General features: G+C 69.4%; 10 protein-coding genes and 1 pseudogene. All 11 read left to right on the top strand.

The annotated features are described in order from the left end of the window. The first annotated feature begins 567 nt into the window (after nucleotides 1-567). Nucleotides 568-714 carry a 50S ribosomal protein L34 gene (gene rpmH, locus TBR22_RS26690; RefSeq protein ID WP_239490894.1) on the top strand — a complete coding sequence of 49 codons (147 nt, stop codon included), beginning with the start codon at nucleotides 568-570 and terminating at the stop codon, nucleotides 712-714. Between the two features lie 13 nt (nucleotides 715-727). Beyond that, nucleotides 728-1093 (top strand): ribonuclease P protein component, encoded by a 366-nt coding sequence (gene rnpA / locus TBR22_RS26685; protein ID WP_239490893.1) that lies wholly within the window; start codon nucleotides 728-730, stop codon nucleotides 1091-1093. Next, nucleotides 1090-1329 carry a membrane protein insertion efficiency factor YidD gene (yidD, locus tag TBR22_RS26680; protein WP_239490892.1) on the top strand — a complete coding sequence of 80 codons (240 nt, stop codon included), beginning with the start codon at nucleotides 1090-1092 and terminating at the stop codon, nucleotides 1327-1329. Before rnpA ends, yidD begins: the two co-directional genes overlap by 4 nt. 29 nt (nucleotides 1330-1358) lie before the next feature. Then, entirely contained in the window at nucleotides 1359-3020 is a 1662-nt protein-coding gene (yidC, locus tag TBR22_RS26675) for a membrane protein insertase YidC (RefSeq protein WP_239490891.1), read from the top strand. Between the two features lie 19 nt (nucleotides 3021-3039). Beyond that, nucleotides 3040-3498: a R3H domain-containing nucleic acid-binding protein gene (locus TBR22_RS26670; protein ID WP_239490890.1), complete on the top strand. Its 459-nt coding sequence runs from the start codon at nucleotides 3040-3042 to the stop codon at nucleotides 3496-3498. Between the two features lie 9 nt (nucleotides 3499-3507). Continuing rightward, entirely contained in the window at nucleotides 3508-4866 is a 1359-nt protein-coding gene (gene mnmE / locus TBR22_RS26665) for a tRNA uridine-5-carboxymethylaminomethyl(34) synthesis GTPase MnmE (protein ID WP_239490889.1), read from the top strand. A gap of 39 nt (nucleotides 4867-4905) precedes the next feature. Continuing rightward, complete coding sequence (gene mnmG, locus TBR22_RS26660; protein ID WP_239490888.1) at nucleotides 4906-6804, top strand: tRNA uridine-5-carboxymethylaminomethyl(34) synthesis enzyme MnmG; 1899 nt, start codon at nucleotides 4906-4908, stop codon at nucleotides 6802-6804. 110 nt (nucleotides 6805-6914) lie between these two features. Continuing rightward, entirely contained in the window at nucleotides 6915-7493 is a 579-nt protein-coding gene (locus TBR22_RS26655; protein ID WP_239490887.1) for a 16S rRNA (guanine(527)-N(7))-methyltransferase RsmG, read from the top strand. 796 nt (nucleotides 7494-8289) lie between these two features. After that, nucleotides 8290-9078 (top strand): ParA family protein, encoded by a 789-nt coding sequence (locus TBR22_RS26650; RefSeq protein ID WP_239490886.1) that lies wholly within the window; start codon nucleotides 8290-8292, stop codon nucleotides 9076-9078. An 8-nt stretch (nucleotides 9079-9086) separates the two neighbouring features. Beyond that, nucleotides 9087-9986 carry a ParB/RepB/Spo0J family partition protein gene (locus TBR22_RS26645; protein ID WP_239490885.1) on the top strand — a complete coding sequence of 300 codons (900 nt, stop codon included), beginning with the start codon at nucleotides 9087-9089 and terminating at the stop codon, nucleotides 9984-9986. Between the two features lie 121 nt (nucleotides 9987-10107). Next, nucleotides 10108-11103: pseudogene (gene selD / locus TBR22_RS26640) on the top strand (selenide, water dikinase SelD); the annotation flags it as partial. Between the last annotated feature and the right edge of the window lie 72 nt (nucleotides 11104-11175).

Here is an 11175-nt window from a genome sequence, read left to right as displayed (position 1 = left end):
GCGAATGTGTGGACCGTCCTGGGATCGTCGGATGCGTCGGCAATGCCCCGTCCCCGAGGATCAGGGTGCCACTTTCGCTTGGGATTGCCGAGATGTGACGCGCGTGTGACCGGGCGAAAACCGCTGAAAACGGAAGAATTTGCCTTGTTTTGCTCTTCGCTTACCTGACCGGGCCCGGAATTTCCGCGGTCGGGCGCCGGACTGCCAGGCGAAAGCTCATTTTTTTCCACAGTTTTTTCCACAGCTGTGGAAAAGTCGCCTGCCAGGGGCGTGTTCCCCGGCCGGACCGCGAGTGTAGCAGAGGGTCCGAACGCCAGAAAGCACAGTCGTTGGATAGCAAACAACGTGCGAAGAGGGCGAGGCGACCGGGGGCGAAGGAGGGCTTGCCGGATGCCGGCCGGCTGGGGTCGACCAGCGCCGACCAGCCTCCGACAAAGGCCAGCCGTGCGGGTGCGGGATTGACAGCGTCCTGACCCTGAACTAGGATCGGCAGTTCGCGGTCGAGGTGTGACCGCCGACATTGGAGCGCCCGGCAGTCCCGGTCCCGCTCCCGGATCGCCAGCAGCCATGAAGCGTACTTTTCAGCCCAACAACCGCCGTCGCGCGCGCACCCACGGGTTCCTCGTGCGCATGGCCACGAAGAACGGCCGTCTGGTCCTGAAGCGCCGTCGCGCCAAGGGCCGCAAGCGCCTCACCGTCTCGTCGGAGCGCTGAGCCCGCTGCCGCCATGCGGCACACGCTTCGTCCTCACGAGCGCGTGCGTCGTCGGCCGGAGTTCCTCCACGCCTACGAGCACGGCCGCAAGCACCACGGACGCTACATGACGGTGTTCGCCTGTGCGTCGACCGCGCCGGCCGCTCGTCTCGGCGTCTCGGCGACGCGCAAGTTCGGGCCTGCCGTCGCGCGCAATCGCGCCAAGCGGCGGGCCCGCGACCTGTTCCGGCACCACAAGCCCATGCCTGGCGTCGACCTGGTGGTCATTCCCCGCCGTGGATTCGAGAGCGTCGGCCATGCCGACCTGCTGGGCGATTTCCTGTCGGTGCTGCGCCGGCTCAAGGTGACGCTCCTGCCCACCACGGACGTGCCGGCGTGAAGGTCGGACCCGGCGCACGGATCGGGATGGCGCTGGTCCGGGGCTACCAGGTGATGCTCTCGCCCCTGTTTGCCGGCAGTTGCCGCTTCGAGCCGTCCTGTTCCCGCTACGCGATGACGGCACTCGAGCAGCACGGCCTGGCCCGCGGGTCCTGGCTGGCCCTCAGGCGCCTGGCGCGCTGCCACCCCTTCGGCGGGTCGGGACTCGACCCCGTCCCTCCGCCGCATTCGCGATGACCTCGCAAGGTTCTTCAGGTTCGACCTCCATGGAAAAGCGTGTCTTGCAGGCCGTCCTGCTGTCGCTGGCCGTCCTGCTGCTGTACCAGAGCTTCTTCGCGCCGCGTCGCCAGCCGACGCCAGTCGCGAAGACGACCACTCCTGCCGCCGCTCCCGCCTCTTCGACAAGCCCGTCAGGGCCGGCGTCGGTGACCGGCGGGGCCCAGCGCCCGCCGATGCCGCTCGAGAAGGACGTGCCGGCGGCGGCCAAGGTGGTGGTCGAATCCGATCAGTTCAAGGCGGAGTTCTCGACGCGCGGTGCCGTGCTCCTGAGCTGGACCCTGAAGCAGTACCCGGGGGCGCACGGGCACGCGCTCGACCTCATCCCCGACACGGCGAGCAATGCCCGACCGCCGTTCTCGCTGACGACCAGCGACGAGACGCTCACCAACACGCTCGCCACCGCCACGTACACGCCCAGCGCGACGACCCTCGACCTGCGGGGCAAGGGGGAGCGGACGCTCCGGTTCGAGTACACGGACCCGTCCGGGGTGCGGGCGACCAAGGTGTTCACGTTCGAGCGCGACGGGCAGCCGTTCCTCGTCGGCTTTGCCGCCCAGGTGCTGCGCAACGGACAGCCGCAGAACTTCGCGATCCACTCGGGCGCCGGCATCGGCGACATCGAGCGTGCCCACTCGTCGGGTGGGTTCATGTCGGGCAACTACTACCAGGCGCCCGAGGCCATCACCTACATCGACAAGATCGCCCGCACGGCGCCCGCCAAGCTGGCCGAGTCGCCGGTGGTCGAGGGGAACGTCCGGTACGCCGGCGTCGACGACCACTACTTCCTCGGGGCGGCGATCCTCGGGCGGCAGACGCGCATCGACTACGGCACGCACGCGGTGCAGACGACCGCCGGTCCGCGGACCCTGGTGTCGTACGCCCTGAGCTTCCCGCAGCCGCCGAGCGAGGTGAAGTTCTACTTCGGTCCCAAGGACTTCGACCAGTTGATGCGATCGGACCAGCAGCTGGTGCGCACCATCAACTTCGGCTGGTTCGCCTGGCTGGTGGTGCCGCTGTTGCGCGCCCTCAAGTGGGTGAACGGGTTCGTCGGCAACTACGGCTGGTCGATCATCGTCCTGACCATCCTCATCAACATCGCCATCTTCCCGCTGCGCCACAAGAGCGTCGTGTCGATGCGGAAGATGCAGGACATCCAGCCGCGGGTGAAGGCCATCCAGGATCGCTACGCGCACCTGAAGGCCACCGACCCGGCCCGCCAGAAGATGAACACGGAGCTGATGGAGCTGTACAAGACCGCCGGGGTCAATCCGGCGAGCGGCTGCGTGCCCATGCTCCTGACGATGCCGGTGCTGTTTGCGTTCTATGCGCTGCTCAGCGTCGCCATCGAGTTGCGCGGCGCGCCGTTCATGCTCTGGATCACCGACCTCTCGCAGCACGATCCGCTCTACATCACGCCGGTGATCATGGGCGCCACGATGCTCTGGCAGCAGTGGATCACGCCGGCCGCGGGGATGGATCCCGCGCAGAAGAACGTGATGATGATCATGCCGCTGATGTTCACCTTCTTCTTCATCTGGGCGCCGAGCGGCCTGGTCATCTACTGGCTGTTCAGCAACCTGCTCACCATCGGTCAGCAGTACCTCACCAATCGGATCGTGGGCGCGCCGGCAAAGCCGGCGAAGGCCTGATCCCGGGCCACGTCGAGTCATGAGCACGCAACCGGTTCTCCACGAGCAGATCGCGGCCTTCGTCACCAGCGTCGTCGGTGCCATGGGCCTCAACGTGACCGTCACGTCGGGCGCCTCGGCCGACGGCGTCCGCGTCGACATCAGCGGCGAGGAGGGCGAACTCCTCGTCCGTCGCAAGGGCGAGGCGCTCGACGCGCTGCAGCACCTGGTGAACTCGATCTGGCGCGACCAGACCGGCCGCGACGGCCGCATCGTCGTCGACTGCCTCGACTTCCGGAAGGGCAAGGACGCCGAGCTCCGGCAGATGGCGAAGTTCCTGATCGAGAAGGCCAAGATGACGCGGACGCCGCAGGAGATGGGACCGCTCAACTCCTACTCGCGTCGGCTCGTGCACCTCGAGGTGTCCCTCGACCCCGACGTCACGTCGGAGAGCCAGGGCGACGGCCTGGTCAAGACCGTCATCATCGCCCCTCGCTGATCGGTGGGGATGGCCCTGGCGCCCGATGACCTGATCGTCGCGCCAGCCACGCCCCCCGGGCGCGGCGCCCTGGCCGTGGTCCGGTTGACGGGTGCGGGATCGCTCGACGTCGCGGCAGCCCTGGCGGGACGCACGTCGTGGACGACGCGGGCGGCGACGCGCGCCGCTCTCCGGCTCGAGGACGGCATCGTCGAGCAGGCCCTCGTCACGACGTTCGTGGCGCCGCGGTCCTTCACCGGTCAGGACTGCGTGGAGTTCTCGGTCCATGGCAGCCCCGTCGTGGTCGACGCCCTGGTGCGGGCATGCCTTCGGGCCGGGGCGCGGCTTGCCGAACCGGGGGAGTTCAGCCTCCGCGCCTTCCTCAACGGCAAGCTCGACCTGCTGCAGGCCGAAGCCGTGGCCGACCTCGTGGCCGCGACCACGGTGCCACAGGTCCGCATGGCCTCGGCGCACCTCGAGGGCATACTGAGCCGCGAGATCGTCGCGCTGGGTGACGAACTCGCGGCCGTGCGGGCGCTGCTGGAAGCGTCGCTGGATTTCCCGGACGAGGGCTTCCACTTCATCACGCCGGCCGAGCTGCTCGCGCGCCTGCGCCGGGTGCACGTCGGGTGCGAGCGGTTGCTGGCGACGGCGGAGAGTGGCCGGCGGTTGCACGAGGGCGCGCTCGTCGTGCTGGCTGGTCGGCCGAACGCCGGCAAGTCGAGCCTGTTCAATGCGCTGCTCAGGCGGCCCCGGGCCATCGTGACGGCGGTGGCGGGCACGACCAGGGACCTGCTGCTCGAGCCGATGGAGATCGGCGGCATCCCGATCCGGGTCGTGGATACGGCGGGACTGCGCCCATCGTCCGATCCGGTCGAAGCCGAGGGCGTGGCTCGGGCGACCGAGGCCGTGGCGTCGGCCGACATCGTCGTCTACGTCGTCGACGGGACGGCGGACGAGACGGAGCAGGCCGCGTCGCGGGCGGCGTGGTCGGAGATGACCGGAGGCGGAGCCCGCCTTCTGGCGATCAGCAAGGCCGACCTCTGGCAGGGCCGCGGGGGACCGCCCGCCTGGTGCCCGCCCGATGCGGTGGCAACGAGCGTGCAATGGGGCAGCGGGCTCGAGGCGCTCGAGGCCGCGTTGGCGTCGCTGCTCGGTCGTGCCCCGGTGGATGGCGCGTCGTTGACGCGGTCGCGCCACCGGGCCCTGGTGGCGGCCTGCGCGTCGGCAGTGGCGCGGGCGATCGCCATGGCCGAGGAGGGCGGATCGGAGGAGTACGTGCTGGCCGACCTGCAGGAGGCGCTGTCGTCGCTGGCGTCGCTGAGGGGCGTCGAGACGCCAGACGAGGTGCTGCGGGCCATCTTCTCGAGCTTCTGCATCGGCAAGTAGCCGGCGCCGTCGACGTGCCGGCGCCGTTAAGAGTAAGCAATGACTGACGCGTATCCATCGACGGTCGACGTGGTGGTGATCGGCGCCGGGCACGCCGGGATCGAGGCGGCCTGGGCGGCGTCGCGCCTCGGTGCGTCGGTGGCGGTGTGCACGCTGTCGCCGGCGACCATCGGCCAGATGCCGTGCAATCCGGCAATCGGCGGCACGGCCAAGGGTCACCTGGTCCGCGAGATCGACGCGCTCGGCGGCTTGATGGGGGAGGCCATCGACGCGACGGGCATCCAGTTCCGTCTGCTCAACAGGAGTCGGGGGCCGGCCGTCTGGGCGCCGCGTGCGCAGGCCGACAAGCGACTCTATGCCGCCTACATGCGTCGGCGGCTCGAACGGGCAGACGGCATCGAGCTCGTCTACGCGCAGGTCGCCTCTCTCATCGTAGAGGACGGCCGCGTCCTTGGCGTGCGCCTCGATGACGGACACGAGATCGGCGCGGCCCAGGTGGTCGTCACGACGGGCACGTTCCTCGACGGCCTCATCCATGTCGGCTCGGCCCGTCGTCCAGCTGGTCGTTATGACGAACCAGCGGCGGTGTCGCTCGCGGCTTCGGTGCGAGCACTCGGCTTGCCGGGCGGGCGGTTGAAGACGGGCACACCGCCACGCGTGCATCGGGCGTCGATCGACTTCTCTGCGCTCACGCCCCAACCCGGCGACGCCGAGCCGGTGCCGTTGTCGTTCCTGACCACCGCGCTCGCGCAACCGCAGGTCGAGTGCCATACGGTACGGACCAGCGAGCGCGTCCATCGATTGGTCCGCGAGCACATCGCGGAATCTCCGCTGTACAACGGCCAGATCACCGGAATCGGTCCGCGGTACTGTCCTTCGCTCGAGGACAAGATCATGCGCTTCCCGGACAAGGAGGCGCACCAGTTGTTCCTCGAGCCCGAGGGGCTCGACGTCGACGAGGTGTACATCAACGGCTACTCGATGTCGTTGCCGGCCGAGGTGCAGGAGGCGATCGTGCGCGCCCTGCCCGGGCTCGCCGAGGCGCGCCTGATCCGGCCTGGCTATGCCGTCGAGTACGACTTCGTCCAACCGACCGCGCTCAGACACACGCTCGAGGTCCGCAGCGTCGCTGGGCTGTTCCTCGCCGGCCAGATCAACGGGACGTCAGGGTACGAGGAGGCGGCGGCGCAAGGATGGGTCGCCGGGGTGAACGCCGGGCTGCGGTCGCAGGGCCGACCCGCCTTCACCCTGGGGCGGCACGAGGCGTACATCGGCATTCTCGTCGACGACCTCGTCACGCGCGGCTGCCTCGAGCCCTACCGGATGTTCACGTCGCGGGCCGAGCACCGGCTGTTGCTGCGGATCGACAACGCCGATCTGCGCCTGACGCCGCGGGGCCGCGAACTCGGCACGGTGGGCGACGAGCGGTGGCGCACGTTCGTGGACCGGCAGGGACGGCACGCACGGAACCGAGAGCGCCTTCGCTCGACGCTCGTCCGCGTGCCTTCCGGGGATCGCGTTCCCGCGGAGGAGGCCTTGCGCAACCCGTCCATCCGCCTCTCCGGCCTGATCGCGGCTGAACCAGCGCTCGGCCTCGAGCTCGATCCGGTGGCGCCCTCGGTCGACGTCAGCAGCCTCGATGCCGACTGCCGGTATGTGGGGTACATCCGCAGGCAGGAACGTGAGGTGCACCGCGCCAGTCGCTACGAGGCGCAGCGCGTGCCATCCTCCTTCTCCTTCGAGTCGTTGCCAGGCCTGTCGCGGGAACTGCAGGTCCGGCTGACGGAGCGCCGGCCGGCCACGGTGGGGCAGGCGGGGAGCATTCCCGGGATGACGCCGGCAGCACAGGCGCTGATCTCGGCAGCCATCGCCCGGGCTGGCGCCGCTGACGGGTCGTTCGTTCGCGACACTTCCACCGGAGGCGGGGCAGGGGAGTGATCGTTGGCCACCCGGCCCGAGAGGGCCGCGGTAATCTCCCAGCCACTGGCAGGCACATGCAGGATGCGCGACAGCGAGTCGAGAGCAGGTTGGCCCTGGCGGGATTGCGCGTGTCAGAGCATCAGGTGGCGCAGTTGGTCGGCTACCTGACGCTGCTCTACAAGTGGAACGATCGGATGAACCTGACGGCGCTGGACGATCCCGACCTTGCCGTGGACCGGCTGATCGTGGAGCCGACGATCGCTGCGGCCCAGATCGATGGCGGCGCCCGGACGCTGGTGGACGTCGGCTCCGGCGGCGGGTCGCCTGCGATCCCACTGAAGATTGCCAGGCCGGACCTCGACTTGACGATGATCGAGGTGAAGACGCGGAAGAGCGTGTTCCTCCGCGAGGTGGCGCGTCATCTCGATCTGAAGGGGTGCGTGGTCGAGACTTCGAGGTTCGAGGCGGTGCTCTCGAGGCACACGTTCCAGGGCTGCGTCGATGTGGTGTCCATCCGCGCGGTCAGGGCCGACGCCGGACAGTTGCGTCTCTTTGGCGATGCCTTGAGCCCTGGTGGGCAGCAACTCTGGTTCCTGAGTGGCGCTCAAGGCGTGCCGGATGTGCCTCCACCGCTCGCAGTGGAACGAGATGTCCCGCTCGTCAGTGCGCTCCAGAGCCACCTCGTCATCATCCGTAAGGTGGGCTGAGCCCGGACGTGGCAATGTTCCACGTGGAACATCTGGGCGCCCATCCTCGCCGTGGGCCGCTCGCTCCTGCGCGCCAGCGTCCAACTCCTGCGGGGCAAGAGCGCACACCCCAGAACTTTTTGCTGTGGCGGTGAGCGGCGTCAGTAGATCGACCGTCCGCCGACACGCGGCCTGCTGGGCGGCAGAGCCTTGGGATCGGACGGAATGTTCCACGTGGAACATCGGTCCGGCCCGACTAGGGCAGCAAGGCTTGCGAGCGACCCGATGGTTTCCGCCAGGAGCTGGCGCTGACCGGATACTGGGCCTGGACCCGTCACGAGGATGTCATCGAACCTCTTCAGATGTTCCACGTGGAACACAACACCGCACTGAGCCGAGGCGCGCGGCCCAGATAGACGGGTTTCCCTCAGGAGTGCTGCCGTCCCACGCGCGGCCAGGTAGGGTCCTGGACCATGGGGTTCGTGTGCTTCGACGGCGGCAGCGGCTTGTTCCACCCAGGCCGCCAGGCGGCAACTCGCGTCAACGCCTCGCCGCCGGCCCCCAAACCGGAGCGGCGCGGGCGCCTCTTGTCTGCGCACGCCGGTGGTCGACGGCGCCCAAACCCAGTTCCCCCCCCCTTCAGCGACCAGCCCCAACCCCAGCGCAAACGTCTCGCTTCCCTAGACAACTCAGCCCAACCAGTCGACGACAGGCCTGGCGGACAACGAACCTCCGTTCGCAGGCTCGCCGCCCCGCGACCGTGCCCCTCACGCGGTGGTATCCTGCCGGTTCGCCCTTCCGGGCGACGCTCCAGACCATGAGCAAGATCATCGCGGTGTCCAACCAGAAGGGTGGCGTCGGCAAGACCACGACGACCATCAACCTCGCCGCCTCCCTGGCGATGGCCGACCAGCGCGTCCTCGTCGTCGACATGGACCCGCAGGGCAACCTCACCAGCGGCCTCGGCCAGAAGTCCGGCGCGGAACACACCGTCTACGAGGCCCTGCTGGGCGACGAGGACCTGCCGGTCCTGCAGACCGCCGTCGACAAGCTCCACCTGGTGCCCGCTGGACGACACCTGGCAGCCGCGGAAGTCGAACTGGTCTCGATCGAGGAGCGCGAGCGACGCCTGGCGCGCCTGCTCGAGGCCGTCCGTCAACGCTACGACTTCATCCTCATCGACACCCCGCCCTCGCTCGGCCTGCTCACCCTGAACGCGCTGGTCGCCGCCGACACCGTGCTGATCCCCCTGCACTGCGAGTACTTCGCGCTCGAGGGACTGGCCGACCTCATGGCGACGCTCTCCCGGATCCGCAACGGCCTCAACCCGGCGCTCGACGTCGAGGGTGTGGTCCTGACGATGTTCGGCGACCGCACCAACCTCGGCGCGCAGGTCGCTCGCGAGATCCGCGAGTTCTTCGAGTCCAAGGTGTACGACACGGTCATCCCCCGCAACGTCCGCCTCGCCGAGGCGCCGAGCCACGGGTTGCCCGTGCTGCTCTACGATCCCCGCTCCCGTGGCGCCGAAGCCTACGTGGCGCTCGCCCACGAACTCCTGACCCGTAACGGCGCGGCGCCTCGTCGCACCGCGGCCGCCAAAGCCTGACGACACCCGTGGCACAGAAATCCGAACGCCGCCCCGCCCTGGGGCGGGGCCTGAGCGCCCTCATCCCCGAGAAGCCCGCCGCCCCCGCGGTGGCCGCCCCCGTGCCCGTCACTGCCGCGGCCGATCCCCGGCAGGCGCAGCGCGAGATCGACCTCGATCTCATCGATCCAAACCCGCTGCAGCCCCGCACGCGCTTCGACGAGACGCGCCTGCAGGAACTCGCCGAGTCGATCAGCACCACCGGGCTCGTCCAGCCCATCGTCGTGCGCCGCAAGGGGGAGCGGTTCGAGATCGTCGCGGGCGAGCGCCGCTGGCGCGCCGCGCAGATCGCCGGCCTGCTGAAGTTGCCCGTCCACGTCACCGACGTCAGCGACGAGAAGCTCCTCCAGACCGCGCTCATCGAGAACATCCAGCGCGAGGATCTCAACCCGATCGAGGAGGCGCTCGCCTATCGGCGCCTCGGCGAGGAATCAGGGCTGACGCAGGAGCAGATCGCCGCGGCGGTGGGGAAGGACCGCGCCACCGTCGCCAACCACCTGCGCCTGCTGCGCCTCCCCGATCAGGTCAAGGCGCGGGTCGCCGGCGGCGAGCTGTCGATGGGCCACGCCCGCGCCCTCCTCGCCGTCGAGGACCCGGCCGCCCTCATCAAGGCCGTCGACCAGGTCATCGCCGGCGGCCTCTCGGTGCGCGCCACCGAGGCGCTCGCCAGGAAGCTCACCGAGCCGGTGGAGGAGAAGCCACCCGCTCCCGTCAAGGACGTCCACACCCGCCAGGCCGAGGAACGCCTCCGCGTCGTCCTCGGCACGCGCGTCACCATCCAGCGCAAGGGCAAGGGCGGACGCCTCGAGATCGAGTTCGTCAACGAGGACGAACTCATTCGCCTCTACGAACTGCTGACGGAGACGTAAGAACTCGCTCACGCGTATGCGCTGACCGCCAACCGCCAACCGCCAACCGCCGACTGCCGACTGCCGACCCGTGATCATGAAGAGACTGACCGACTACGCCGCCTGCGCTGGTTGAGCGAGCAAGCTCGCCGCTGGCGAGCTCGCTCAGGTGCTGAGCGACCTGCCCGTTCCCACCGATCCCCGTGTCCTGGTCGACTACCGGAACGCGGACGATGCCGGTGTGTTCGTGGTGGGGGACACGGCGCTGGTGCAGACGGTGGACTTCTTCACGCCGATCGTCGACGACCCGTTCGCCTACGGGCGCATCGCTGCGGCAAACGCCGTCAGTGACGTCTACGCGATGGGCGGAAGACCCATCACCGCACTGGCGATCGCGGCGTTTCCTGCCAGGGACTTCGACATGGCGACCGCCCGGGCCATCGTCACCGGCGGCCTGTCGGTGCTGCAGGAATGCGGGGTCGCCCTCCTCGGCGGGCACACGGTCCAGGACACGGAGATCAAGTTCGGGTACGCCGTCACCGGCCTGGTGGCGCCCGACGCCGTGTGGACCAATGGCGGCGCCAGGCCCGGCGACGCCCTGATCCTCACCAAGCCGATCGGCACCGGTGTCGTCGCCACTGCGGCCAAGTTCGACAGGGCCGACCAGCCGACGGTCGCCGCGGCCGTGGCGTCCATGGCGCAGACCAACCGGGTCGCTGCCGAATGCCTGCTCGCCCATCCGGGCGCCGTGCACGGGTGCACCGACGTCACCGGCTTCGGGCTCGCCGGGCACGGCTGCGAGATGGCGGTTGCCAGCAGCGCCACGCTCGACATCGACATGGGCCTCGTGCCGCTGTTACCGGGCGCCCGGCAGCTCGCCCTGGCCAACAAGACCGGCGGCATGGCCAACAACCGCAAGCATTTCGGCGAGGCCATCCGCGTCGACGGCGTGCCTGACGACCTTGCCGCGCTCGCGTTCGACCCGCAGACCTCGGGCGGCCTGCTCGCGTCGGTCGACCCGGCGCAGGCCCCGCGGATGGTGGAGCAACTGCGTGCCGCAGGCCTGATGGCGGTGATCGTCGGCCGGGTCGGGGCCGCGGCCGCCGACGGGGTTCGCGTGCGGTTGACGCTCGGCTGAGGCGCGCCTTCGCGCCCGCAGGGTGTGGTGATGGGCGCGTGATGGACGGCCGCCTCGCCCCGCCAGTGAACG

It is taken from the genome of Luteitalea sp. TBR-22 (genome assembly GCF_016865485.1).
In the GTDB taxonomy this organism is placed as follows: domain Bacteria; phylum Acidobacteriota; class Vicinamibacteria; order Vicinamibacterales; family Vicinamibacteraceae; genus Luteitalea.
This window is presented reverse-complemented; position numbering and strand designations above follow the sequence as displayed.